General features: G+C 66.5%; 22 protein-coding genes and 3 pseudogenes. 9 read left to right on the top strand and 16 right to left on the bottom strand.

Going from position 1 to position 24,999, the window contains the following annotated elements:
- Nucleotides 1-2 precede the first annotated feature (2 nt).
- From secD to queA, 4 genes and pseudogenes are all read right to left on the bottom strand, one after another.
- Nucleotides 3-1,874, bottom strand: coding sequence for a protein translocase subunit SecD (gene secD / locus OR16_RS08605; protein WP_043419005.1), 1,872 nt, complete (start codon nucleotides 1,872-1,874; stop codon nucleotides 3-5).
- Nucleotides 1,875-2,111: 237 nt separating this feature from the next.
- The gene (gene yajC / locus OR16_RS08600; RefSeq protein WP_006157582.1) at nucleotides 2,112-2,441 is read right to left on the bottom strand and encodes a preprotein translocase subunit YajC; all 330 of its coding nucleotides are present in this window, start codon (nucleotides 2,439-2,441) and stop codon (nucleotides 2,112-2,114) included.
- Nucleotides 2,442-2,646: 205 nt separating this feature from the next.
- Nucleotides 2,647-3,524 (bottom strand): annotated as a pseudogene (gene tgt / locus OR16_RS08595) (tRNA guanosine(34) transglycosylase Tgt).
- 40 nt (nucleotides 3,525-3,564) lie between these two features.
- On the bottom strand, nucleotides 3,565-4,611 hold the full coding sequence (gene queA / locus OR16_RS08590) for a tRNA preQ1(34) S-adenosylmethionine ribosyltransferase-isomerase QueA (RefSeq protein WP_006157579.1): 1,047 nt from the start codon (nucleotides 4,609-4,611) through the stop codon (nucleotides 3,565-3,567).
- 184 nt (nucleotides 4,612-4,795) lie between these two features.
- Here queA and recG point away from each other — a divergent pair, with 184 nt between their 5' ends.
- The 6 genes from recG to ubiA all read left to right on the top strand — a co-directional run bounded on the left by recG (nucleotide 4,796) and on the right by ubiA (nucleotide 11,465).
- Nucleotides 4,796-6,937, top strand: a complete 2,142-nt coding sequence (gene recG / locus OR16_RS08585; protein ID WP_006157578.1) for an ATP-dependent DNA helicase RecG — start codon at nucleotides 4,796-4,798, stop codon at nucleotides 6,935-6,937.
- Nucleotides 6,938-7,070: 133 nt separating this feature from the next.
- On the top strand, nucleotides 7,071-8,021 hold the full coding sequence (locus OR16_RS08580) for a LysR substrate-binding domain-containing protein (RefSeq protein ID WP_006157577.1): 951 nt from the start codon (nucleotides 7,071-7,073) through the stop codon (nucleotides 8,019-8,021).
- Nucleotides 8,022-8,262: 241 nt separating this feature from the next.
- Nucleotides 8,263-9,708, top strand: a complete 1,446-nt coding sequence (locus tag OR16_RS08575) for a catalase (RefSeq protein ID WP_006157576.1) — start codon at nucleotides 8,263-8,265, stop codon at nucleotides 9,706-9,708.
- Nucleotides 9,709-9,785: 77 nt separating this feature from the next.
- Nucleotides 9,786-9,980, top strand: a complete 195-nt coding sequence (locus tag OR16_RS08570) for a hypothetical protein (RefSeq protein ID WP_006157575.1) — start codon at nucleotides 9,786-9,788, stop codon at nucleotides 9,978-9,980.
- 77 nt (nucleotides 9,981-10,057) lie between these two features.
- The gene (locus tag OR16_RS08565) at nucleotides 10,058-10,615 is read left to right on the top strand and encodes a Dps family protein (protein WP_006157574.1); all 558 of its coding nucleotides are present in this window, start codon (nucleotides 10,058-10,060) and stop codon (nucleotides 10,613-10,615) included.
- Nucleotides 10,608-11,465, top strand: a complete 858-nt coding sequence (gene ubiA / locus OR16_RS08560; RefSeq protein ID WP_006157573.1) for a 4-hydroxybenzoate octaprenyltransferase — start codon at nucleotides 10,608-10,610, stop codon at nucleotides 11,463-11,465. Before OR16_RS08565 ends, ubiA begins: the two co-directional genes overlap by 8 nt.
- A gap of 66 nt (nucleotides 11,466-11,531) precedes the next feature.
- On the opposite strand, the gene proC is transcribed toward ubiA, so the two are convergent.
- Complete coding sequence (proC, locus tag OR16_RS08555; RefSeq protein ID WP_006157572.1) at nucleotides 11,532-12,356, bottom strand: pyrroline-5-carboxylate reductase; 825 nt, start codon at nucleotides 12,354-12,356, stop codon at nucleotides 11,532-11,534.
- A gap of 45 nt (nucleotides 12,357-12,401) precedes the next feature.
- Nucleotides 12,402-13,130 carry a YggS family pyridoxal phosphate-dependent enzyme gene (locus tag OR16_RS08550; RefSeq protein ID WP_006157571.1) on the bottom strand — a complete coding sequence of 243 codons (729 nt, stop codon included), beginning with the start codon at nucleotides 13,128-13,130 and terminating at the stop codon, nucleotides 12,402-12,404.
- 62 nt (nucleotides 13,131-13,192) lie between these two features.
- Between OR16_RS08550 and OR16_RS08545 the strand changes: the two genes are divergently transcribed.
- The 3 genes from OR16_RS08545 (at nucleotide 13,193) to OR16_RS08535 (ending at nucleotide 16,003) form a co-directional block, all read left to right on the top strand.
- The gene (locus OR16_RS08545) at nucleotides 13,193-14,236 is read left to right on the top strand and encodes a type IV pilus twitching motility protein PilT (RefSeq protein ID WP_006157570.1); all 1,044 of its coding nucleotides are present in this window, start codon (nucleotides 13,193-13,195) and stop codon (nucleotides 14,234-14,236) included.
- A gap of 34 nt (nucleotides 14,237-14,270) precedes the next feature.
- On the top strand, nucleotides 14,271-15,410 hold the full coding sequence (locus tag OR16_RS08540) for a PilT/PilU family type 4a pilus ATPase (RefSeq protein WP_006157569.1): 1,140 nt from the start codon (nucleotides 14,271-14,273) through the stop codon (nucleotides 15,408-15,410).
- A 101-nt stretch (nucleotides 15,411-15,511) separates the two neighbouring features.
- Nucleotides 15,512-16,003: a glutathione peroxidase gene (locus OR16_RS08535; RefSeq protein ID WP_006157568.1), complete on the top strand. Its 492-nt coding sequence runs from the start codon at nucleotides 15,512-15,514 to the stop codon at nucleotides 16,001-16,003.
- Nucleotides 16,004-16,052: 49 nt separating this feature from the next.
- Here the strand turns inward: OR16_RS08535 and OR16_RS08530 are convergent, their stop codons facing one another.
- From OR16_RS08530 to OR16_RS08485, 10 genes and pseudogenes are all read right to left on the bottom strand, one after another.
- On the bottom strand, nucleotides 16,053-16,742 hold the full coding sequence (locus OR16_RS08530; RefSeq protein ID WP_006157567.1) for a helix-turn-helix transcriptional regulator: 690 nt from the start codon (nucleotides 16,740-16,742) through the stop codon (nucleotides 16,053-16,055).
- Nucleotides 16,743-16,796: 54 nt separating this feature from the next.
- Entirely contained in the window at nucleotides 16,797-17,162 is a 366-nt protein-coding gene (locus OR16_RS08525) for a VOC family protein (RefSeq protein WP_006157566.1), read from the bottom strand.
- Between the two features lie 73 nt (nucleotides 17,163-17,235).
- Nucleotides 17,236-17,958 (bottom strand): LrgB family protein, encoded by a 723-nt coding sequence (locus OR16_RS08520; RefSeq protein ID WP_006157565.1) that lies wholly within the window; start codon nucleotides 17,956-17,958, stop codon nucleotides 17,236-17,238.
- Nucleotides 17,955-18,341, bottom strand: coding sequence for a CidA/LrgA family protein (locus OR16_RS08515; protein ID WP_006157564.1), 387 nt, complete (start codon nucleotides 18,339-18,341; stop codon nucleotides 17,955-17,957). The genes OR16_RS08520 and OR16_RS08515 overlap by 4 nt, the downstream gene beginning before the upstream one ends.
- A gap of 77 nt (nucleotides 18,342-18,418) precedes the next feature.
- Nucleotides 18,419-19,638, bottom strand: a pseudogene (glcF, locus tag OR16_RS08510) (glycolate oxidase subunit GlcF).
- A gap of 65 nt (nucleotides 19,639-19,703) precedes the next feature.
- On the bottom strand, nucleotides 19,704-20,819 hold the full coding sequence (gene glcE, locus OR16_RS08505) for a glycolate oxidase subunit GlcE (RefSeq protein WP_006157563.1): 1,116 nt from the start codon (nucleotides 20,817-20,819) through the stop codon (nucleotides 19,704-19,706).
- Nucleotides 20,820-20,858: 39 nt separating this feature from the next.
- Nucleotides 20,859-21,818: an ion transporter gene (locus OR16_RS08500; protein WP_006157562.1), complete on the bottom strand. Its 960-nt coding sequence runs from the start codon at nucleotides 21,816-21,818 to the stop codon at nucleotides 20,859-20,861.
- Nucleotides 21,819-21,820: 2 nt separating this feature from the next.
- Nucleotides 21,821-23,313 (bottom strand): annotated as a pseudogene (locus OR16_RS08495) (FAD-linked oxidase C-terminal domain-containing protein).
- A 262-nt stretch (nucleotides 23,314-23,575) separates the two neighbouring features.
- A complete protein-coding gene (locus OR16_RS08490; RefSeq protein WP_043419002.1) occupies nucleotides 23,576-24,106 on the bottom strand; it encodes a GNAT family N-acetyltransferase in 531 nt (176 codons plus the stop codon).
- The gene (locus OR16_RS08485) at nucleotides 24,103-24,897 is read right to left on the bottom strand and encodes a hypothetical protein (RefSeq protein WP_006157558.1); all 795 of its coding nucleotides are present in this window, start codon (nucleotides 24,895-24,897) and stop codon (nucleotides 24,103-24,105) included. Before OR16_RS08485 ends, OR16_RS08490 begins: the two co-directional genes overlap by 4 nt.
- Nucleotides 24,898-24,999: the final 102 nt, after the last annotated feature.

Here is a 24,999-nt window from a genome sequence, read left to right as displayed (position 1 = left end):
GCTTATTTGGCGATGGTGCCCTGGCTGTCCGAGCCCGGCTTCCAGATCTGGCCGATCGCCACGCTTTGCAGCTTCTTCTTGCGGCCGTACCAGAGGTTCACCAGGCCGCGGTTGAAGAACACCGCCGAGAACATCGAGGTCATGATGCCCAGGCAGTGCACCACGGCAAAGCCGCGCACCGGGCCGGAACCGAAGGCCAGCAGCGCCAGGCCCGCGATCAGCGTGGTCACGTTGGAGTCCAGGATGGTGGCCCAGGCGCGGTCGAAGCCGACGGCGATCGCCATCTGCGGCGAGGCGCCCGCGCGCAATTCCTCGCGGATCCGCTCGTTGATCAGCACGTTGGCGTCAATGGCCATGCCGAGCACCAGCGCGATAGCGGCGATGCCAGGCAGCGTCAGCGTGGCCTGCAGCATCGACAGCACCGCCACCAGCAGCAGCAGGTTGACGGCCAGCGCGGCCACCGAGAACACACCGAACAGCATGTAGTACAGCATCATGAAGACCGCAATGGCGCCGAAGCCGTAGGCCACCGAGTCAAAGCCCTTCTTGATGTTGTCCGCGCCCAGCGACGGGCCGATGGTGCGTTCTTCGATGATTTCCATCGGCGCGGCCAGCGAGCCGGCGCGCAGCAGCAGGGCCAGGTCGTTGGCGGCTTCGGTGGAGTACGAGCCGGTGATCTGGAAGCTGGAGCCCAGTTCCGACTGGATCGTTGCCACCGTCAGCACTTCGCCCTTGCCCTTCTCGAACAGCACGATGCCCATCGGCTTGCCGATGTTCTCGCGCGAGATGTCGCGCAGCACGCGGCCGCCCTGGGCATCGAGCTTGATGTTGACCGAGGCGCGTTGGTTCTGGTCGAAGCCTGCCGAAGCGCTTTCGATGCGGTCGCCGGTGAAGATCACCTGCTTCTTGAGCACCACCGGGGCGCCGTTGCCTTGCGTGAACAGCTCGCTGCCAAAGGGGATCGGGTCGCCCGGGCGCGGGTTGCGCGGCGCGTCGGGGTCGGCCAGACGGGCTTCCAGCGTGGCGGTGCGGCCGATGATGTCCTTGGCCTTGGCGGTATCCTGCACGCCGGGCAGCTGCACCACGATGCGGTCGGCGCCTTGCTGCTGGATCACCGGCTCGGCCACGCCGAGCTCGTTGACCCGGTTGTGCAGGGTGGTGATGTTCTGCTTGACCGCCGAATCCTGCACCGCCTTGCGCGCCGCATCGGTAAACACGCCGGAAATGTTGTTGCCATCCGGGGTGAAGGTCAGCTCGCGCAGGTTGTCGGCCAGGATGCCGCGTGCCTTGGCGGCGTCGTCGGCATTGTTGAAGCGCACCGTCAGGCGGTCGCCGTCGCGGTCGATGCCGCCGTGGCGGATGCCCTTGTCGCGCAGCAGGGTGCGGGCGTCGCCGGCCAGGCTGTCGAGCTTCTTGTCGACCGCGCCCTTCATGTCCACCTGCAGCAGGAAGTGCACGCCACCGCGCAAGTCCAGGCCCAGGTACATCGGCAGCGCGTGCATGGCAGTGAGCCAGCGCGGCGAACCCGACAGCAGGTTCAGCGCCACCACGTAGGTGGGGTCGTTGGGATCGGGGTTGAGCGAACGGCTCAGGATGTCCTTGGCCTTGAGCTGCTCGTCGGGCGTTTGAAAGCGCGCCTTGACAGAGCCGGACTGGCCGTTCAGGTCGAAGAACATGCCATCGGGCTGCAGGTTGTTCTGCGCCAGGATCTGTTCGATCTGCTTCTGCATGGCCAGGTCGACCTTGACCGTGGCCTTGGCGGAGGAGACCTGCACGGCAGGCGCCTCGCCGAAGAAGTTCGGCAGCGTATAGGTAATGCCGATGGCCAGAGCCACCAGGATCACAAGGTATTTCCAAAGCGGATAACGATTCATCTTTGGCCAGTCGTTCTTCGGTTGGCGGTGCCGACGAGACCGTCAGCGGGCAGTTGGCACCACCGCACCGGTTGGCAAACAGCCGCCTGGCATCCACGGATAACCCGTGCTGGATCAGGCGGCTGCGGGGGCACGCGCGCTAAAGGCGTGCCGGGAAGGGCGAAACAGCAGGCAGGCGGTGCGGGAGAAGCTGGGCGGCGCCTGGGTCAAGCAACGCCACGCCCGCGGCCGCGGTGCTCAGAGCGACTTCAGCGAGCCCTTGGGCAGCACCGTGGTAACCGCGCTCTTTTGCACCGTGATTTCGGTGCCAGCGGCGATTTCGACGGTCACGTATTGCTCGTTGACCTTGGTGACACGGCCGAGAATGCCGCCGGCGGTCACGACTTCATCGTTCTTGGCCAGGGCTTCCAGCATTGCCTTCGATTCTTTCTGGCGCTTCATCTGCGGCCGGATCATGATGAACCACAGCACCGCGAACATCAGGATGATAGGCAGGAAACTCATCAGGCCACCCGCCGCGCCGCCGGTGACACCGGCAGTCTGGGCAAATGCGTTAGAAATCAGCACGTTGCTTCTCCGTCACAAAATCAATCAGTTAGTCGGTTATTCTACCACCCGCTTGCAACCGCATTCCATGCCCGATCCGGGCATTTACGGTGTAGTACGGGTTTGTTCGGAGCGCCTTGCGGGCCGCTTGACGGCCGCGGGCACCGGTGTTCGACCGGTGCCGTGCAGAAAGTTCAAGCCGGGACTCGCCGGCCCCTGCACGGCGCTATTGCGCCCCGCGCGCGCGGTCGGCGGCGAATTGCAGGCGGAACGCCTCGAAGCGGTGCTCCTCGATGGCTTCGCGCATCTCGCTCATGAGTTCGAGGTAGTAGTGCAGGCGGGCGTGCCCACGCCCATCAGGTAGTGCGGCTTGTGCGCGGGCAGGCGCGGGCCCACGTGTTCCAGCACGCGCATCATGTCTTCCTTGGGCTCACCGACGGACAGGCCGCCGATGGCGTAGCCATGGAAGTCCAGCTCCGACAGGCCGGCCAGCGACTCGTCGCGCAGGTCCTCGAACATGCCGCCCTGGACGATGCCGAACAGCGCGTTGGGGTTGCCCACGCCGTTGAATTCGTCGATCGAGCGCTTGGCCCAGCGCAGGCTCATGCGCATGGAGGCGGCCGCTTCCGCGTGGGTGGCGGGGCGGCCGTCGATCTCGTAGGGCGTGCATTCGTCGAACTGCATCACGATGTCGGAGTTCAGCGTGCGCTGGATCTGCATCGAGATCTCGGGCGACAGGAACAGCTTGTCGCCGTTGACCGGCGAGGCAAAGGTCACGCCATCCTCGGTGATCTTGCGCAGCGCGCCCAGCGAAAACACCTGGAAACCGCCCGAATCGGTCAGGATCGGCTTGTCCCAGCCCATGAAGCGGTGCAGGCCACCGTGTTTTTCCACCACCTCCAGCCCCGGGCGCAGCCACAGGTGGAAGGTATTGCCCAGGATGATCTGGGCGTTGATCTCACCCAGCTCCAGCGGCGACATCGCCTTGACCGAGCCGTAGGTGCCAACCGGCATGAAGATCGGGGTCTCGACCACGCCGTGGTTGAGGGTGACGCGGCCGCGGCGGGCGTTGCCGTCGGTGGTGAGCAGTTCGAAATTGAGCATGGCTGGATTCGGGATTCAGGTTCGGGCTGGCGCGGCGCGCTCAGGGCTGGGGCTGGCGCGTCAGCAGCATGGCGTCGCCGTAGCTGAAGAAGCGGTAGCGCTCGGCCACCGCATGGCGGTAGGCGGCGCGGATGGGCTCCACCCCGGCCAGCGCCGATACCAGCATCAGCAAGGTCGACTTGGGCAGGTGGAAGTTGGTGATCAGCGCATCGACCACCCGGAAACGATAGCCGGGCGTGATGAAGATTTCGGTGTCGCCACGGCCGGCGGCCAGCGTGCCATCGGCGGCGCCGGCGGACTCGAGCGCGCGCAGGGACGTGGTGCCGACCGCGATCACCCGGCCACCGGCCGCGCGCGTGTCGCGCACGGCCTGGGCCAGCGCGTCCGAGACTTCGTACCACTCGGCGTGCATCTTGTGCTCGGCCAGGTTCTCGGTGCGCACCGGCTGGAAGGTGCCGGCGCCCACGTGCAGGGTCAGGAAGCCGCGGCGCACGCCCATCGCATCGAGCCGGGCGAACAGGGCCTCGTCGAAATGCAGGCCGGCGGTGGGCGCGGCCACCGCGCCGGGGGCGCGGGCGTAGACCGTCTGGTAACGGGTTTCGTCGAAGGCGTCGGGGTCGTGGGTGATGTACGGCGGCAGCGGCAGGCGGCCGTGGCGCTCGATCAGGTCCAGCGCCGGCTCCGGGAAGGTGAGCGTGAAGAACTGGTCCACGCGCGGGCCGACTGTGACGTCGAAGGCATCCGCCAGGCGCAGCAGGCTGCCCACGGGCGGCGTCTTGGAGGCGCGCACCTGGGCCAGCACGGTGTGGCTGTCCAGCACCCGCTCGACCAGCACCTCGACCTTGCCGCCGCTGCCCTTTTGCCCGAAGAAGCGCGCCTTGATGACGCGGGTGTCATTGAACACCAGCAAATCATTGGGACGCAGGTAGTCGACGATGTCGGTGAACGCGCGGTCTGTGAGGCGGGTAGTGCCTTCCCGGGCGTCCGCATCCACTACCAGCAGCCGGCTCGCGCCGCGCTCCGGCAAGGCGGTCTGGGCGATCAATTCGGGCGGGAGGGCAAAGTCAAAATCGGACAGCGTCAGCATCATGGGGGCAAAAACGGCCGCAGACCGCGCGGTGGCGCGGCCGGCATAGGTACAATCGGCGAATCCGATATTGTAAGGCTTGGGGCGGCCCCGCCGCCCGGGCGCGCGTGATGTCGCGTATTTGCGCCAACCAGAGCGTGCCACCAGGCTCGCGCCCCGACCCGAATCGCCAGCCACGCCCCAGATGCCAGGAACCGCTCCCGACCGAATCCCGGAAACCACCGACAGCCTGCCCGCGGCACGCGCCGGCGACAAGCCGGGCCGTGCGGGCAAGGCGGCGGCCAAGGGCGCTGCCGCCGGCAAGCCGTCCTCGGCCATGGCCAGGCTGCACAAGCTCGGCCTCAAGCGCGATGTCGACCTGGTGCTGCACCTGCCGATGCGCTATGAGGACGAGACCACGCTGCTGCCGATCGCCGATGCCATCGGGCGCGCGGGGATGGGGCTGACGGTGCAGGTCGAGGGCGTGGTCGCCTCCAACGAGGTCAGCCTGCGCCCGCGCCGCCAGATGGTGGTCAAGATCGCCGACGATACCGGCGAACTGACGCTGCGCTTCCTCAATTTCTACGGCAGCCAGGCCCAGCTGATGGCCGAAGGCGCCTGCCTGCGGGTGCGCGGCGAGCTGCGCGGCGGCTTCTTCGGCGCGGAGATGGTCCATCCCACGGTGCGCGCGGTGACGCCCGGCGAGGCGCTGAAAGCCATCGGCGGCGCGCTGGCGCGCACGCCGCTGCCGGAGACCCTGCCGTTGCCCGTGCTGCAAGGCCCGCTGGGCCAGCTCAAGCTGCAGGCCTTGCCGGAGTGCTTGCGCCTGCTGCACTCGCCGCCCCAGGAGGTGGACGAGCACGCGCTGATCGAGCGCTCGCACCCGGCCTGGCAACGCATCAAGCTCGATGAACTGCTGGCGCAGCAGCTCTCCCTCAAGCGCTCCCAGGCGGCGCGGCGCGACAAGAGCGCGCCGCCCATGCCGCGCCGCGAGGGGGGGCTACTGAGCGCCTTCCTGGCGGCGCTGCCGTTCAAGCTGACCGGCGCGCAGCAGCGCGTGGTGGAGGAAATCGCCAAGGACATGGGCGCGCCCCATCCGATGCACCGCCTGTTGCAGGGCGACGTTGGCAGCGGCAAGACCATCGTGGCGGCGCTGGCCGCCTGCCAGGCCATCGATGCCGGCTACCAGGCCGCGCTGATGGCGCCGACCGAAATCCTGGCCGAGCAGCATTTCCGCAAGCTTTCCGCCTGGCTGGAGCCGCTGGGCGTGCCGGTGGTGTGGCTGGCCGGCAGCCTGAAGACGCGCGCCAAGCGCGAGGCCGCGGCCAAGGTCGAGTCCGGCGAGGCCAAGCTGGCCATCGGCACCCACGCGCTGATCCAGGACAGCGTCAAGTTTGCCCGCCTGGGCTTGTCCGTGGTCGATGAGCAGCATCGCTTCGGCGTGGCCCAGCGCCTGGCGCTGCGCGGCAAGGCCGATCCCGACGCCGCCGCCGCGCAGGGGAAGACCGGCAAGATTGCGGAAACCGTGCCGCACCAGTTGATGATGTCGGCCACGCCGATCCCGCGCACGCTGGCCATGACCTACTACGCCGACCTCGACGTCTCGGTGATCGACGAATTGCCGCCCGGGCGCACGCCGGTGGTGACCCGGCTGGTCAACGACGCGCGCCGCGACGAGGTGATCGAGCGCGTGCACCACGCCGCCGCCGATGGCCGCCAGGTCTACTGGGTCTGCCCGCTGATCGAGGAGAGCGAGGCGCTGCAACTGCAGACCGCGGTGGAAACCTATGAAACCCTGGTCGCCGCCTTGCCCGAGCTCAAGGTGGGACTGGTGCACGGGCGCCTGCCACCGGCGGAGAAGGCCGCGGTGATGGAAGACTTCACGGCCAACCGCCTGCAGGTGCTGGTGGCCACCACCGTGATCGAGGTGGGGGTGGACGTGCCCAACGCCTCGTTGATGGTGATCGAGCATGCCGAGCGCTTTGGCCTGGCGCAACTGCACCAGTTGCGCGGCCGGGTAGGGCGGGGCAGCGCGGAATCGGTCTGCCTGCTGATGTACCAGGCACCGCTGTCGCCCACCGGGCGCGAGCGCCTGGCAACCATGCGCGAAACCACCGACGGCTTCGAGATCGCCCGGCGCGACCTGCAAATACGCGGCCCGGGCGAGTTCCTCGGCGCGCGCCAGTCCGGCGAGGCGATGCTGCGTTTCGCCGATCTCAACACCGATGCCTGGCTGGTGGACTATGCGCAGGAGGCCGCCGAGCTGATGCTGTTGCGCTTTCCGGAGGCGGTAGAAGCGCACTTGCTGCGCTGGCTGGGCGGCAGGGAACACTACCTGAAGGCGTGATGTGATGGCAGGGTCTCCCCATGCGCGGGCCATCTGGTTGCCATCCGGTATCGCTCGCGCCGCCTTGCTTGGGATCTCTGACAGAACGTCGAATCGAAGGTAAAATCTATCGCTTAATGGAAATTGATAAGTCATGACGCTCACCGAACTCAAGTACATCGTCGCCGTAGCGCGCGAGCGCCATTTCGGCCGGGCGGCCGAAGCCTGCTTCGTGTCGCAGCCGACGCTGTCGGTGGCGATCAAGAAGCTGGAAGACGAACTCAATGTGCAGATCTTCGAGCGCGGCACCTCCGAAGTCTCGGTGACGCCGATCGGCGAGCAGATCGTGGCGCAGGCACAGCGCGTGCTGGAGCAGACCATGGCCATCCGCGAGATCGCCAAGCAGGGCAAGGATCCGCTGGCCGGGCCGTTGCGCCTCGGCGTGATCTACACCATCGGGCCCTACCTGCTGCCCACGCTGGTCAAGGAAATGATCCAGACGGTGCCGCAGATGCCGCTGATGCTGCAGGAAAACTACACGGTCAAGCTGATCGAGCTGCTCAAGCAGGGCGAGATCGATTGCGCCATCATGGCCGAGCCTTTTGCCGATTCCGGGCTGACCGTGCAACCGCTCTATGACGAGCCGTTCGTCGTGGCGGTACCGCGCGGCCACCATCTGGAGCATGCCGGCAAGGTGGATCCCGATGAGCTCAAGCAGCAGACCATGCTGCTGCTGGGCAGCGGACATTGTTTCCGCGACCAGGTGCTGGGCGTGTGCCCGGAGCTGTCGCGCTTCTCGCAGGCGGCCGACGGCATCCAGAAGACCTTCGAAGGCTCCTCGCTGGAAACCATCCGCCATATGGTCGCAAGTGGCGTCGGCATCACTGTTCTGCCACGGACTTCGGTGCCGGACCTGAAGCCCAACAAGAACGACCTGCTGGCCTACGTGCCCTTTACCGATCCCGTGCCCGACCGGCGCGTGGTACTGGCCTGGCGCAAGAGCTTTACCCGCCTGCCGGCCATGGAAGCGTTGCGCCGCGCGGTGGCTGCCTGCGACTTGCCAGGTGTCAGCATGCTGGCCAAGGAACTGGCTGAAGCGGCCTGAGCGCGCCCGGCCTGCCGCCGCCGTGCTGGCGGCAGGCTCTCCTGCCTTCGTCTTTCTCCCCTCACGATTTTTCTAACTTCACTGGCTCTTGGTCCTATGCCATGCTGGCGCGCAGCCAACGCATAGGCATGCTCTATTTCATAGTTAGAAATAATTGAATTTGTAATTCAATAGCCATCCCGTAGACTTCCTGCATCCAGCCAGACTTCCCCGTTCCAACCCACGAAAAAATAAGGCCAAGATGAGCAAGGACAAGGACACTCTCACCACCGCCGCCGGCGCGCCGGTCGCCGACAACCAGAATTCGCAGACCGCGGGCCCGCGCGGCCCGATGCTGCTGCAGGACGTGTGGTTCCTGGAGAAGCTCGCTCACTTCGACCGCGAAGTCATCCCCGAGCGGCGCGTGCACGCCAAGGGCTCGGGCGCCCACGGCACGTTCACGGTGACCCACGACATCACGCGCTTTTCCAAGGCCTCGATCTTTGCCAGCGTTGGCAAGCAGACGCCGATGTTCATGCGCTTCTCCACGGTGGCGGGCGAGCGTGGCGCGGCCGACGCCGAGCGCGATGTGCGCGGCTTCTCGGTCAAGTTCTATACCGATGAAGGCAACTGGGACGTGGTCGGCAACAACACGCCGGTGTTCTTCGTGCGCGATCCGCTCAAATTCCCGGATTTCATCCACACGCAAAAGCGCAATCCGCGCACCAACCTGCGCGACCCGATCGCCGTGTGGGATTTCTGGTCGCGCCATCCGGAATCGCTGCACCAGGTCACCATCCTGATGAGCGACCGTGGCCTGCCGCAGAACTATCGCCAGATCCATGGTTTCGGCTCGCATACCTTCTCGTTCATCAACGCGGCCAACGAGCGTTTCTGGGTGAAGTTCCATTTCAAGTCGCAGCAGGGCATCGCCAACTGGACCAACGAGGAAGCGGCCAAGGTGGTGGCGGGCGATCGCGAAAGCGCGCAGCGCGACCTGTTCGAGAACATCGAGCGCGGCAACTTCCCGCGCTGGAACGTGCGTGTGCAGGTCATGCCCGAAGCCGATGCGGCCAAGTACCACATCAACCCGTTCGACCTCACCAAGGTGTGGCCGCACAAGGACTATCCGCTGATCGACATCGGCGTGATGGAGCTCAACCGCAACCCGGACAACTACTTCGCCGAGGTGGAGCAGGTCGCGATGAACCCGTCCAACATCGTGCCGGGCATCGGCTTCTCGCCCGACAAGATGCTGCAGGGCCGGCTGTTCTCCTATGGCGACACGCAGCGCTATCGCCTGGGCGTGAACCACAACCAGATCCCGGTCAATGCGCCCAAGTGCCCGTTCCACAATACCTTCCACCGCGATGGCGCGATGCGCGTGGACGGCAACCAGGGCGGCAAGCTCAACTACGAGCCGAACCGCGAGGGCGCCTACGCCGCCAGCGAGCGCGCCATCGAGCCGCCCCTGGCCCTGGACGGCGCGGCCGACCGCTTCGACCACCGTGTCGACAGCGATTACTACAGCCAGCCGGGCGCGCTGTTCCGCCTGTTCGACGAGGCCCAGCGCCAGCGTCTTTACGCGAACATCGCGGCGGCCATGCAGGGCGTGCCGGAAGACATCGTGCGGGTGCAGTTGCAGCACTTCACCAAGGCCGATCCGGCTTATGGCGAGGGTGTCAGGCGCGCGCTCAACCTCAAGTAATGCGCAAGCAATGAAGTAAGGCAGTGCGGGTGGCCCCGAGCCGGGGCCACCCTGAAAGCCCGGCAAGGAGAACCATCATGGCCATGTTCAGAATGTTCGTCAGCGAGTTTCAGCAGTTGCAGCACGCCGCCCACGACAGCCCCCGCCGCGCGGACGCGGCGCGCCTGCAGCGCAAGTTGTGGCGCACGGAGATCGGGCTGGCGGCGACCGCGCTGGGTGCGGTCGCGATGTTCATGGACGCGGCCACGGGTTTGTCCGGCTTTACCGGGTGATGCCATAATGTGCGGGTTGTGCCGCGTCCCGTGGCGCGGCAGTTGTCAGAGCCACCCCAGACTGGAGCGTACCTATCATGGCAAAGAAGAATGAGATGAGCGTGAACATCGGCATTTCCGACAAAGAGCGCAAGAAGATCGCGGAAGGCCTGTCCAAGTTGCTGGCGGATACCTACACGCTCTATCTCAAGACCCATAACTTCCACTGGAACGTCACGGGTCCGATGTTCAACACGTTGCACCTGATGTTCGAGACGCAATACACCGAGCTGGCGCTCGCCGTGGATTCGATCGCCGAACGTATCCGCGCGCTGGGCTACCCGGCACCGGGCACGTACAAGGAATACGCCCGCTTGTCGTCGATCGCCGAGGAAGAGGGCGTGCCCGAAGCCACCGAGATGATCCGCAAGCTGGTCGAAGGCCAGGAAGCCGTGGTGCGCACCGCGCGCTCGCTGTTCCCGGCCATTGACGCCGCCGGCGACGAACCCTCCGCCGACCTGCTGACCCAGCGCATGCAGACGCACGAAAAAACCGCGTGGATGTGCGCGCCGCGCCCAGACCGGGTCGCGGCGCGTTTTTCGTTGAATGCCATTGCCTTTCCCGACCCCCTGCCGCGGGCCCCTCGCCATGTTTGAACGCTTAGCCCTGTACGCGCGCCTGGTGCGCCTCGACAAGCCCATCGGCACGCTGCTGCTGCTGTGGCCCACGCTGTGGGCACTGTGGATGGCCTCGGGCGGCCAGCCGGCGTGGAGCCTGTTCTGGATCTTCGTCATCGGCACCTTGCTGATGCGCTCCGCCGGCTGCGCCATGAACGACTGGGCCGACCGCGACTTCGACAAGCACGTCAAGCGCACCAAGGAGCGGCCGCTGACCGCGGGCAAGATTGCCGCGTGGGAGGCCGTCGCGGTGGCGGTGGTGCTGGCGCTCGCGGCCTTCGCGCTGATCACGCCGCTCAACGGATTTACCAAGTGGCTGGCGGTGGTGGCGGCCGTGCTTGCGGGCACCTATCCGTTCTTCAAGCGGTTCTTTGCCATCCCACAGGCCTACCTCGGCATTGCTTTCGGCTTCGGCATCCCGATGACGTTCGCCGCAGTGCAGGACCAGGTGCCGGTGGTGGCGTGGGTGATGTTGCTGGCCAACGTGTTCTGGGCGGTGGCCTACGATACCGCCTATGCCATGGTGGACCGCGACGATGACTTGCTGCTCGGCCTGAAGACTTCGGCCATCACGTTCGGGCGCTTTGATGTCGCCGCCGTCATGATCTGCTATGCGGTGTTCCTGGGGCTGATGGCCTGGGCCGGATCGCAGTTCGGGCTGGGCTGGCCGTACTGGATCGGGCTAGTGGCTGCGGCGGGATGCGCGGTGTATCACTACACGTTGATCCGCGGGCGGGATCGCATGAAGTGCTTTGCCGTGTTCCGGCACAACAACTGGCTGGGCGCTTGTGTGTTTGCCGGGGTGGCGGCAGCCTACGCGTTGCGCTGAGGCTGCGCGCCAGGGTCCTGGCGGTTTGCGTCCTTCCCCGCCGCCGCGGGAAAGGACGCACCCGGCTCAATCCTTGCCAAACTCCGCGCCCATTTCCGTCGCGCGTCCGGCGGCGGCGTGCATGGCCTTGACGAAGGCTTCGCCGATACCGGCGGCTTGCATGGCGGTGAGCGCCGCGTAGGTGGTGCCGCCCTTGGAGGTTACCCGCTCGCGCAGCAGGCTGACCGGCTCTTCCGACTGTGCCGCCAGGGCCGCGGCGCCGCGGAAGGTTTCCACAGCCAGCGCGCGCCCTTGCGCGGCGTCCAGGCCGAGTTCGACGGCGGCTTTCTCCATGGCTTCGACGAAGTAGAAGACGTAGGCCGGGCCGCTGCCCGAGATGGCGGTGACCGCGTCGATCTGCGCGTCGCCTTCCACCCACTCGCACTTGCCTACGGCCTGGGCCAATGCGCTGGCAATGTCACGGTCCTGCTGGGGCAGGCCGGGCACGGCGGCCAGGCCGGTCATGCCCAGGCCGGCCAGCGCCGGCGTGTTGGGCATGGCGCGCACCAGGCGGGTGCGCCCGCCGAACCAGCGCTGCATGTCGGCCAGGCGGATGCCGGCGGCCACGCTCACGATCAGGTTGTCGCCCAGGTGCGGCAGCAGCGAAGCCGCCGCTTCGCGGAACTGCTGCGGCTTGACCGCCAGCACGAGCACGTCGCTCTTGCCAAAGGCGGCGTCGGGCGCGCCCGATGCATGCACCCCGAGGTCGCGCCGCAGGCGTGCCTGCGCCTCATCGAACGGATCGACCACGCGGATCGAGGTGGCCGGCACGCCCCGGGCGATCAGGCCGCCGATCAGGGCGGTGGCCATATTGCCGCCGCCGAGGAAACCAAAGGTGAGAGTGTTGAGCATGTCGGTCTCTTGCTGGGAATCGTCTAGGAAGAAGGGGGTCGGCGTTCAGCCCGGCTTGGCCGGTGTCGCCTCGGGGGCCGTGGCATAGTCGCGTGCGCCGAATATGGCGGTGCCGATGCGCACCACGGTAGCGCCCTCGGCAATGGCGGCGTCCATGTCGGCGGACATGCCCATCGACAAGGTGTCTACATCCAGCCCGGCGGCGCGCAAGGTGGCGAGCAGGGCGCGCAGCGCGGCAAACGGCCGGCGCTGGGCCGCCGTATCGCTGTGCGGTTCCGGAATGGCCATCAGGCCGCGCAGCCGCAGCCCGGGTAGCGCCGCCACGGCGCGTGCCAGCGCCGGCACTTCATCCGGCGCGACGCCGCTCTTGCTGGCTTCGCCGCTGATATTGACCTGCAGGCAGACCTGCAGCGGCGCCATGCCGACGGGACGCTGCGCCGACAGCCGCTCGGCGATGCGCAGGCGGTCGATGGCGTGGACCCAGTCGAACTGCTCGGCCACGGCACGTGTCTTGTTGCTCTGCAGGGGGCCGATGAAGTGCCAGCTCAGCTGGTCGCGCAGGCCCGCGAGCTGTGCAATCTTGTCGACGCCTTCCTGTACATAGTTCTCGCCAAAGGCGCGCTGGCCGGCGTCGAACGCGGCCTGCACCGCGGTGGCGGGAAAGGTCTTGGAGACCGCCAGAAGCGTGACTTCACCGGCCGGTCGCCCGGCCTGTTGTGCGGCTGCCGCGACGCGCCGGTTGACGGCTTGCAAGTTGGCGGCGATTACAGACATAATCCGGCGAACATATCAAGAAGTACAACAAAGTACGACAAAAAAAGGTGGGGTCATTATAGATGGACATCGCGCAGCTATTAGCCTTCGCCGTCAAGAACAAGGCGTCCGATCTCCATCTCTCGGCAGACATGCCGCCGATGGTGCGTATCCACGGCGATATGCGCCGCATCAATGTGGCCGCGATGGGTCACAAGGATGTCCACGCCATGGTGTACGACATCATGAGCGACACCCAGCGCAAGCAATATGAGGAACGGCTGGAAATCGACTTTTCTTTCGAGATCGCCAGCCTCTCGCGGTTCCGGGTCAATGCCTACACCACGCAGCGCGGCGCCGCGGCGGTGTTCCGGACCATTCCCTCCAAGGTACTGACGCTGGAAGACCTGCGCGCGCCGGCGGTGTTCGCCGACCTGTGCATGAAGCCGCGCGGCCTGGTGCTGGTGACCGGCCCGACCGGCTCGGGCAAGTCCACCACTCTGGCCGCGATGGTGGACCACCGCAACGATCAAGACATGGGCCACATCCTCACGGTGGAGGACCCGATCGAGTTCGTGCACACATCCAAGAAGAGCCTGATCAACCAGCGCGAGCTGGGACCGCACACGCACTCCTTCGCCAACGCGCTGCGCTCCGCGTTGCGTGAGGATCCGGACGTGGTGCTGGTGGGTGAGCTGCGCGACCTGGAAACCATCCGCCTGGCGCTGACCGCGGCCGAAACCGGCCACCTGGTGTTTGCCACGCTTCACACCAGTTCGGCAGCGAAGACCATCGACCGCGTTGTCGACGTGTTCCCGCCGGAAGAGAAAGACATGGTGCGCACCATGCTGTCCGAATCGCTGGAAGCGGTGATTTCGCAAACGCTTCTCAAGACGCGCGACGGCAACGGCCGCACGGCCGCACACGAGATCATGATCGCCACGCCGGCTATCCGCCACCTGATCCGCGAGAACAAGATCGCGCAGATGTACTCGATGATGCAGACCAGCAGCGGGCTTGGCATGCAGACGCTGGACCAGTGCCTGTCGGACCTGATCAAGCGCGGCATCATCAACTACAGCGATGCGCGCGCCATTGCCAAGAACCCCGACTCTTTCACGGGCTGAGGCGAGTCCGCCGCAACCAAACCAGGACACCGCCATGCTCGATCGCGAATCCGCCGCCAAGTACATCAACGACCTGCTTGAGCTGATGGTGGGCAACCGCGGCTCGGACCTGTTCATCACCGCTGATTTTCCGCCCGCCATCAAGGTCGACGGCAAGATCACGCCAGTCTCGCAACAACCGCTCAACCCTACCCAGGCGCTCGGCCTGGTGCGCTCGATCATGAACGAGCGCCAGTCGGGCGAGTTCGACAGCAGCCGCGAGTGCAACTTCGCGATCTCCGTGCCCAATGCCGGGCGTTTCCGCGTCTCCGCGTTTATCCAGCAGGGCAAGGCGGGCATGGTGGTGCGTACCATCAACACGCGCATCCCCTCCGTGGAAGATCTCGACCTGCCGCAGGCGCTGCATGACATCGTGATGTCAAAGCGCGGCCTGGTGATCGTCACCGGCGCCACCGGCTCGGGCAAGTCGACCTCGCTCGCGGCCATGCTCGATCACCGCAATGCGCATTCGTATGGGCACATCATCACCATCGAGGACCCGATCGAATACGTGCACGCGCACCAGAACTGCATCGTCACGCAGCGCGAGGTCGGCATCGATACCGACTCCTGGCACGTGGCGCTGAAGAACACGCTGCGCCAGGCGCCCGACGTGATCCTGATCGGCGAAATCCGCGATCGGGAAACCATGGAATACGCGATGCAGTACGCGGAAACGGGCCACCTGTGCCTGGCTACGCTGCACGCCAACAACGCCAACCAGGCCATCGACCGCGTGGTCAACTTCTTCCCCGAGGAAAAGCGCCAGCAGTTGCTGATCGACCTGTCGCTCAACCTCAAGGCGATGGTGTCGCAGCGCCTCTTGCCCCGCAAGGGCCAGAAGGGCCGCGTGCCGGCGGTGGAGATCATGCTCGGCACGCCGCTGGTGGCAGACCTGATCTTCAAGGGCGAGATCCACGCGCTGAAGGAAGTCATCAAGAAATCGCGCGAGCAGGGCATGGTCTCGTTCGACCAGGCGCTGTTCGACTTGTATGAGGCCGGCAAGATCACCTATGAAGACGCGCTGCGCAATGCCGACTCGCTCAACGACCTGCGGCTGATGATCAAGCTGCATGGCAGCCTGGACCGCGAGCCCGACCTGGGCGCCGGCACCGAGCACCTGAATGTCATCTGAGCACGCACCGCACCGCATCACATCACATCACGTCGCCTAGTACACTGTCTCGCGCGGGACGCGCATTGCCGTGCGCCGCCGTGCTACCCGAGGATTCCGTCATGAGCAATGTCTACCAGTTCGAAGCCAGCTCCCTCGCTGGCCAGCCGGTGCCGCTGTCGCAATTCAGCGGCAAGGTGCTGCTGATCGTGAACACCGCCAGCGAGTGCGGTTTCACGCCCCAATACGCCGGCCTGCAGGCACTTCAGGACCAGTACACCGCCCGTGGCCTTGCCGTGCTGGGCTTTCCTTGCAACCAGTTCGGCAAGCAGGAGCCAGGCGACGCCGCGCAGATCGGCCAGTTCTGCGAATCGCGCTTCCACGTCACTTTCCCGATGTTCGGCAAGATCGACGTCAAGGGTGACAACGCGCATCCGCTGTATCGCTGGCTGACCTCGGAGAAGCCGGGCGTGCTTGGCCTGGAAGCGATCAAGTGGAATTTCACCAAGTTCTTGCTGCGCCGCAACGGGACGGTGTTCAAGCGCTACGCGCCCACCACCAAGCCCGAAGATATCAAGCGCGACATCGAGACACTGCTGGCCGAGCCGGCGTAGCACGCGTCCCGAATCAGCCTGTCAATCAGCCTATCTGCCGATCGGCCGGCTAGCCGCTGGTGTGTTGCACCGCACGCAGGAAGCCATTGAGCGAGCGGTCTGGCGTTTCATGGAAGCGGTCTTCCAGCATGACGATGCCGCGGCAGCGGTCCAGGCGGAAGCTGCGATAGTCGGTACGCGTCGTGCACCAGGCAGCCAGCAGCCAGCTGTTGCCCCAGAAGAACAGGCCCAGCGGCTGCACGATGCGGTCGGTGGCGCGCTGTTGCGCATCGGTGTAGTCCAGGCGCAGCAGGCGTTGCGCGTTCATGGCGCCGTGCACCACGTCAAACGCGTCGCGCACGTGGGGGAGGTTGACGAATTCAGGGGCGAACACGCGGCTTTGCTGCGCCGCATGACGCCGCGCGGGCGGCAGCGCCGCCATCAGCTTCTCCAGCGCGGGATCGGCGGCGGCGGCCAGCGCCCCGCCGCCCCAGGCCTTGAGCAGCCGCAGCCCGGCCACCAGCGCTTCGACTTCGATTGCGGTGAACATCAGCGGAGGGACGTCATAGTCGGCCCGCAACCGGTAGCCGATGCCCGCTTCGCCCTCGACCGGAACGCCTGAGAGCGACAGCGCCTGGATATCCCGGTACACCGTGCGCTCGGACACCCCGAGCCGCTGCGCAAGCAGCGCCGCCGTGGTCAGGCGGCGCCCGCGCAATACCTGGACGATCTGGAAAAGGCGGTCGGCGCGGCGGCTCATCTAGGCTTCATCTTGGTGCTATGCGGGTATTGGTAGAACGGTCGCGGTGGCAGACTATCCTACCAGCGGCTGGTGCAGGCCGATGCGATTGCCTTCGCTGTCGATGATATGCGCAATATGGCCGATATCGCCAGGCAACTGCAGCGGGCCGAACACGGTCTTGCCGCCCGCCGCCTGCACACGCGCCAGCAGCGCCGTTAGTCCCGGCGTGTGCAGGTAAGGCAGGCAGCCATCGGCCGAAGGGCGCGAGCCCTCGCTGGCCACCAGTGCGCCGCCAGGCTCACGGTCGGCAAAGATAGCCATGTCGGTTTGCGCCATGGTTTCGCGCTTGAGGGTGGTCTCGAAGACCTGCTCGTAGAATCGGATGGCACGGGTCATGTCCGTGACAGGAATTTCAAGCCAGTTGATCAGTCCGTTCATGATGGTCTCTTTCAGGGGGGATGGAGAGACGAATCATGCGCGGGGGCTCCTGACAACGTCCTGTCAGCAGGGATCAGCGCGGCATCCATGCCGCCAGCATCGGCACGATGATGGCGGTCAGCACGCCGTTCAGGCCCATGCCGAGCGCGGCGAAGGCACCGGCCTCCTGATTGACCTGGAAGGCGCGCGCGGTGCCGATGCCGTGCGCCGCCACGCCGGTGGCGAAGCCGCGCACGGTGTAGTCGGAAATGCGCAGCAGGTTCAGCAGCTTGGTGGCGCTGACCGCGCCGATGATGCCGGTGGCCATCACCAGCACGGCGGTCAGCGAGGGCAGGCCGCCGATCTTCTCGGCCACGCCCATGGCAATGGGGATGGTGACCGACTTGGGCGCGAGCGAGCGCATGGTCTCGGGCGATGCGCCCAGCAGCCAGGCGATGCCCACGGCAGATACCACCGCCACCAGCGATCCCGCCAGCAGTCCGCCCAGCAGCGGGAACACGTGCTTGCGCAGCTTGGGCAACTGCATGTACAGCGGCACCGCCAGCGCAACGGTAGCGGGCCCGAGCAGGAAGTGGACGAACTGCGCGCCATCGAAATAGGTCTTGTACGGCGTGCCGGTCACTGTCAGCAGCGTGACCAGGATCGCGACCGCAATCATCACCGGATTGGCTAGCGGCGAGAAGCGCGCGCGCTCATAGATGCGGAACGCGAAGACATAGGCCAGCAAGGTGGCGGTCAGGCCGAGCAGCGGGCTGGCCGCCAGGTAGACCCAGATCTCGTTCAGGCGCGGCGTCATGCTTGTTCTCCCGATCCGCCTTGCGCGCCGGCATCCTCGGGCGGCCGGGGCTTGCCCATCAGCGCGCGCGTCACCAGCGCGGTGGTGGCGATCGCCAGCCAGGTGGACACCACCAGCGCCACCACGATCGGCAGCCACTCCCCGCCGATGCGATGCGCGTGCACCATGATGCCGACGCCGGCCGGCACGAACAGCAGCGACAAATGCTTGAGCAGCTCGGACGTGGTCCCCTGGATCACTGGCAGCAGCCGGTCGTCGAATGTGAGCCAGCCGAACAGCAGGATCATGCCGATCACCGGCCCGGGCACGGGCAGGCTCAGGGAATAACTGAGCGCTTCCCCGACGGATTGGAAAACCAGCAGGATGGCGAGGGTCTGGAGCATGCGCGGGCGGGGCGAAAGGAGCGAAAGGAGGCAAGGGTGAATGCCATCGCATGGTAACCCGGCACCACGCGTCCAGCCTACCCCAGCATGCGATCCACCAGCTCGATCCAGTGCATCACCGGCGTGCCGGTGCCACTTTGCAGGTGCGTGATGCAGCCGATATTCGCCGAGACGATGGCCTCGGGATTCGAGGCCTGCAGATTGGCGAGCTTCTCGTCGCGCAGCCGATAGGACAAAACGGGCTGCAGCACCGAGTACGTGCCCGCGGAGCCACAGCAAAGGTGGCTGTCGGCGCAGAGCTTGACGTCCACGCCCAGGCCCGTCAGCAGGGCTTCCACCTTGCCGCGGATCTGCTGGCCGTGCTGCAGCGTGCAGGGCGGATGATAGGCCACGCGCCGGCCGTTGGTGCCTTTGCCGAGTCTTGCCTCGGAGGCCGCGTCTTGCAGGGCGTCGGCGAAGTTCGGCAGCAATTCCGACAGATCCTTGGCCAGCGCCGAGATCTGGCGCGCGCGATCCGCATAGCGGGCATCGTTGCGCAGCAGGTGGCCGTATTCCTTGACCATCACGCCGCAGCCCGACGCCGTCATCACGATGGCCTCCGCGCCGGCTTGCACCGCCGGCCACCAGGCGTCGATATTGCGCCGCATATTGTCGAGGCCGCCGTCGTGGTCGCCGGTGTGATAGCGCACGGCGCCGCAACAACCGGCCTCGCGCGCCACCACCAGCTGCACGCCAAGGCGGTCGAGCACGCGTGCCGTGGCGGCATTGATGTTGGGCGACATCGAGGGCTGCACGCAGCCGTCGAGCAACAACATCTTGCGCGCATGCGTAGTGCGCGGCCATGCGCCGGCATCGACCGCTTGCGGCACCTTGTTGCGCAGCGCCTGCGGCAACAGCGGGCGCACGCGCTGGCCCATGCGCATGGCCGTGCCGAACAGCGCCGGGCGTGTCATGCTCTCCGCTGGATGCCTTGCGCCTCCAGGCGATCGTCCACCACCTTGCGGCCGATGTCGACCAGACGGCCGTACTTCACGCCCGAGGGGCAGGTGGATTCGCAGTTGCGGCAGGTCAGGCAGCGGTCCAGGTGAAGGCGTGTGCTTTCCGTGACGGGCTGTCCCTCCAGCACCTGCTTCATCAGGTAGATGCGGCCACGCGGGCCGTCCAGCTCGTCGCCGAGCAGCTGGTAGGTGGGGCAGGTCGCGGTACAGAAGCCGCAATGCACGCATTTGCCGACGATGGACTTGGCTTCTTCGCCGTCGGGCGTGTCGCGCAGGAATTCGGCCAGTGTGGTTTGCATGGTTCGGGGACTCTCCGGTGCCTTGGCTGGGGATCGATGCGGTGTGGTGCGTTGCGGCCCGTGGCTCAGAAGCCGGCGTACATGCGCTGCGGGTTGAAGATGCCGGCGGGGTCGAACGTCGCCTTGAGGCGCTGGTGGATGGCAGCCACGGGCGCGGACAGCGGGGTGAACACGCCCACGGCTTTGTCGCCGTTGCGGAACAGCGTGGCATGGCCGCCGGCCGCCTGGGCCGCGGCGCGCACGATGGCACTGTCGGCCGCGCTGTCGCTGCCGCCCAGCCACCAGCGCTGGCCGCCACCCCATTCGATCAGTTGCCCGCCGGGCAGCGCCAGCGGCGCGGCGGTGGTTGGCACGGCAATGCGCCACAGGGCCCGGCCAGCTTGCACCGGGGCAAAGAAGGCGTGGCTCTGCTCGCGCAGCGCGCGCCACAATGCATCGGCTTGTGTGGCGTCCACGGCTTCGCCGCCAAGCCGCTCGCGCGCGGCGCGCAGCGCGGCCGCCGCGCCCGACAGGCGCAGGTGCAGCACGCCGTCGTGCCAGGCCGAGGCGGCAATTGGCAGGGGCTGGCCGCCCCAGTCGTTGAGGCGGTCGAGCGCCGCGGCCTCGTCCAGCGCAAAGCGCAGCGTCGCGTCGTCGAAGGGCACCGGCAGCACCTTGAGCGAAACTTCCAGGATCAGCCCCAGCGTGCCGAGCGATCCGGCCATCAGCCGCGAGACGTCATAGCCGGCCACGTTCTTCATGACCTGGCCGCCGAAGCTCAGGATGTCGCCACGGCCATCCATCACGCGCGTGCCCAGCACAAAATCACGCAACGCGCCCACCGCCTGCCGGCGCGGGCCGGACAGGCCGGCGGCCACCGCGCCACCGATCGTGGCCGCGTCGCCGGCATCGGCGCCGGAGCCGAAGTGCGGCGGCTCGAACGCCAGCATCTGGCGCCGCTCGGCCAGCGCCGCCTCGATCTCCACCAGCGGCGTGCCGCAGCGCGCGGTGATCACCAGCTCGGGCGGATCGTAGTCGACGATGCCGCTGTAGGCGCGCGTGTCGAGCAGTGCCCCTTGCGCTTGCTGGCCGTAGAAATCCTTGCTGCCGCCGCCGCGCAGGCGCAGCGGCGCGCGCGTGTCGGTGGCGTGCCGGATGGCATCGCGAAAGGCGGTAAGGGTGGCTTGCAGATCTGCTGGCATGGCTGGCATGGTTGCTGGCTGGTGTCGGCCTGAACTGAGTCAGGCGGAAGAAGTGGGACGGCGGGGTGACGCCTCGGCTGCCGCGCCGGAGCCGGCCGGCTCGCGTTCGCTCTCGTCCTGGTAAGGCGGCAGCTCGCTGCCGCAGTGCTTGCAATAGCCAGCGTCCGGATCGTGGCCTTCGGTCAGGCAATGGGTGCAGGTGCGCGTGGTCAGCGGCCGTTTCATGATGCTGGCGGCCAGCTCGGCGCCCACGATGCCGGTCGGGAAGGCGATGATGCCGTAGCCCAGCAGGATGGTCAGCGAGGTGATGAACTGGCCCAGCGGCGTCTTGGGCACCATGTCGCCGAAGCCGGTGGTGGTCAGCGTCACCACCGCCCAGTACATGCTCACGGGGATGCTGGTAAAGCCATGCTGCGGGCCTTCCACCACATACATCACGGTGCCGAGGATCACCGTGATGATGAACACCGTGCCAAGGAAGACGAAGATCTTGCGCCGGCTGTTGGCCAGCGCGCGGTACAGGATCTGCGCCTCCTCGAAATACACCGTCAGCTTGAGGATCCGGAACACGCGCAGCAGCCGCAGCAGGCGCACGTCGATCAGGAACGCCAGCTCGGGCACGAAGAAGGCGAGCCACGTCGGGATGATCGACAGGAAATCGACCACGCCGAAGAAGCTGAACACATAGCGCAAGGGGCGGCGCACCACCACGATGCGCATCAGGTATTCGGCGGTGAACAGCAGCGTGAACAGCCACTCCAGCATCGTGAACACGCGGCCCAGCCGCAGGCTTACCGCCGGCAGGCTGTCGAACACCACAATCAGCACGCTGGCCACGATGGCCAGCAGCAGGGTGATGTCGAACAGCCGCCCGTTGCGCGTGTCGGCCTCGAAGATGATGGTGTACCAGCGCTCGCGCCAGCCGGACTCGGGCTTGCCGAGGCGCTGGCGGGTTTGCGCGCTGCTGCGGGCGCGTTGCGTGGCGTCTGGAGCGGCCATGTTCAGAATCGCGGCAGGTCAGGGTGCGGCAACAGGCCGCGCTTCACATGCATGCGGCCGTACTCGGCACAGCGCGCCAGCGTGGGGATGGCCTTGTCCGGGTTGAGCAGGCGCGCCGGGTCGAAGGCCGCCTTGACGCCAAAGAACAGCTCGCGCTCTTCCGCGGAGAACTGCACGCACATGGAATTGAGCTTCTCCACGCCCACGCCGTGCTCGCCGGTCACCGTGCCGCCCAGTTCCACGCAGCTCTCCAGGATGTCGGAGCCGAACAATTCGGCGCGGTGCCATTCGTCCTGGTCCGCACCATCGAACAGGATCAGCGGATGCATATTGCCGTCGCCCGCATGGAACACGTTCATGCAGCGCAGGCCGTACTTGCGCTCCATCTCCTCGATGCGCTTGAGCAGCGTGCCGATATGCTTGCGCGGGATGGTGCCGTCCATGCAGTAGTAGTCCGGCGAGATGCGCCCGGCGGCGGGGAAGGCGTTCTTGCGCCCGCTCCAGAAGCGCAACCGTTCGGCCTCGCTTTGCGACACCTGGATGCGGCTGGCGCCGGAAGCGCGCAGCACCTCACTCATGCGCTCCACTTCCTCGGCCACTTCTTCCGGCGTGCCGTCGGATTCGCACAGCAGGATGGCGGCGGCGTCCAGGTCATAGCCGGCGCGCACGAATTCCTCCACGGCGGCGGTGGCGGGCTTGTCCATCATCTCCAGCCCGGCCGGGATGATGCCGGCGCCGATCACATCGGCCACCGCGTTGCCGCCCTTGGCCACGTCATCGAAGCTGGCCATGATCACCTGCGCCAGTTGTGGCTTGGGGATCAGCTTGACGGTCACCTCGGTGACCACCGCCAGCATGCCTTCGGAGCCGATCACAGCCGCCAGCAGGTCCAGGCCCGGCGCGTCGGGCGCCTCCGAGCCGAATTCCACCACTTCGCCTTCCATGGTGACGGCGCGCACGCGCAGCACGTTGTGCACCGTCAGGCCGTATTTCAGGCAATGCACGCCGCCCGAGTTCTCGCTGACATTGCCGCCGATGGTGCAGGCGATCTGCGAGGAAGGATCGGGAGCGTAATAGAGGTTGTACTGCGCGGCGGCTTCGGAGATGGCGAGATTACGCACGCCGGGCTGGACCACCGCGGTGCGCGAGCGCACGTCCACGCTGATGATGCGCTTGAACTTGGCCAGCGACAGCACCAGCCCGGTGGCAATCGGCATGGCGCCGCCGGACAGCTGGTGCCGGCGCCGCGCGGCACCACGGGCACCTGCAGCGAGTGGCACAGGCGCAGGATGGCGCAGACCTGGTCCTCGCTGTCGGGCAGTGCCACGGCCATCGGCACCTGGCGGTAGGCCGCCAGGCCGTCGCACTCGTAGGGCACGGTGTCTTCGGGTTTCCACAACAACGCCGCATCGGGCAGGATTTTCGCCAGGCCGGCGAGCAACGCGTTGCGGCGTGCGTCGTCGGCGACCAGTGAGACTTCGTGCGGGGCGTTCATGGCAACTCCTGTTATGGCCGCCGGCGCTCGCCAAAAAAGCAGGGCGGGAGCGGGTGGGGAGCAAGGACTATAGCGCAGCCAGGTGGCTGCGCAGTCCCGTGGCGAAGTGAATTCCGCATGGCGGGGCGATCAAAATCGCTCATGACGGCATTGGCCCGGAACGTGCCTTGCGGGCGGTGGCGGGGAGGATCCTCGCGGGCCGGCCGCTACCAATCCAGCTTAGCACCGGCGTGGCGCAAGGCGGCAATAGGGCGTTTTTTGGTCAGCGCGGCGCCAGCATGTGCACCATTTCCAGCTTGTCGTGATAGTCCGGTGCCACATAGAGCGCCTGCGGCTCCACGCCGTAGCGCACGAAGCCCATGGCCTCATAGAGTGCAATCGCCGGCGCATTGATGACGTTGACGCAGAGCGTGACCTGGCGCAGGCCGGGCATGGCGGCAGCCACCGCCATTGCCTGTTCCATCAGCTGCCGCCCGAGGCGCCGGTCGCGATAGGGCGGTGCCACGTACATGCCCCAGATAAACGCCTTATGGCGCTGCTTGACCTTGTCCTCGCGCATCACCCCGACCACGCCAGCCAGCGCGGTGCCGTCCCCGGTGGCTTCGAAGGCGCCGATCACGGCCTTTTCGGCCGTTGCCTCAAGGCGGCCGGCGATGGTGGCCAGTGCCAGGTCACGCTCTTCCTCGAAGCTGGAGCCGAAGGCGGCGGGCGCCTCGAGCAAGCCTTCGAGGCGCAGCGCCTGGAAGGCGCTAGCGTCGTTGGGGGTGAGCAGGCGGATCTGCATGGGCATCATGCTGGTTCCTGGTTGGCAATCGCTGGCCGCCGTCTGGCGCGTCGTTCCCGATATGCCTTGACTGCCCATTGGGTAACGGCGGCGGCGAGGATTGCCACGGGAAAGGCGATCGCGATGGTGCCATGCGGCAAGAGTACGGCCAAGGTGAAGCAGAACACGACAAAGGAAAACAAGCCTGCCGCCATCGACGTTAGCAAGGCGATGACGAAATCCGGGCCGGCTGCCCGATGCGAGAACACCGACAGCACGATGCCAAGCACGGGGAATACAGCCAGCAGCCCGCTCCAGGTAGAGCCGATCGATGCCGACAGGGTCGTTACCGCAACCGTCAGGGCCGCGCCGGCTAGCATGCGCATCAGCAGCCCCGCGCGAGACATATGAGCCGCCCGCCCGGCGGGACCCGGCGGCGGAAAGAGCGACGGGCAGATGCCTAGCGTGAGCAGCGCAAAAGCCAGGGCGGTGAAGGGCGAGAAGGGCAGCCTGCCAAGCAACGCCGCTGCGGCCAGCCAGGCACCCAAGGCAGCGGATAGCGCCAGCGGCCAGCCGTGCCGGCGGCAACTCCAGGCATAAGCCAAGCTGAACGCGACCGACGCGAACACGGCGCAGAGGGCGCTGGTAGCCGCCGCTGCGGCAAACGGCGCGCCACGCTCCAGTGCGATCAAGAACAGGATCGGGCCAACCACCACGGGCATGCCGGCCAGCAGGCCGGCCACGCTGGGGCCCCAGCGTTTGCCAGCCACGGAGATGCATGCGATGAAGCCGGGTACCAGCAACAGCTTCAGGGCTAGCATTGGCAGGATTCCTCTTCGTCGATGTTGATGTTCAGGTTCAGGTTCAGGTTCAGGTCAGGTCGGTCGGTCGGTCGGTTCGGGTTCAGGTTCGGGTTCAGGTTC

The sequence above is a fragment of the Cupriavidus basilensis OR16 genome, assembly GCF_000243095.1.
In the GTDB taxonomy this organism is placed as follows: Bacteria; Pseudomonadota; Gammaproteobacteria; order Burkholderiales; family Burkholderiaceae; genus Cupriavidus; species Cupriavidus basilensis_D.
This window is presented reverse-complemented; position numbering and strand designations above follow the sequence as displayed.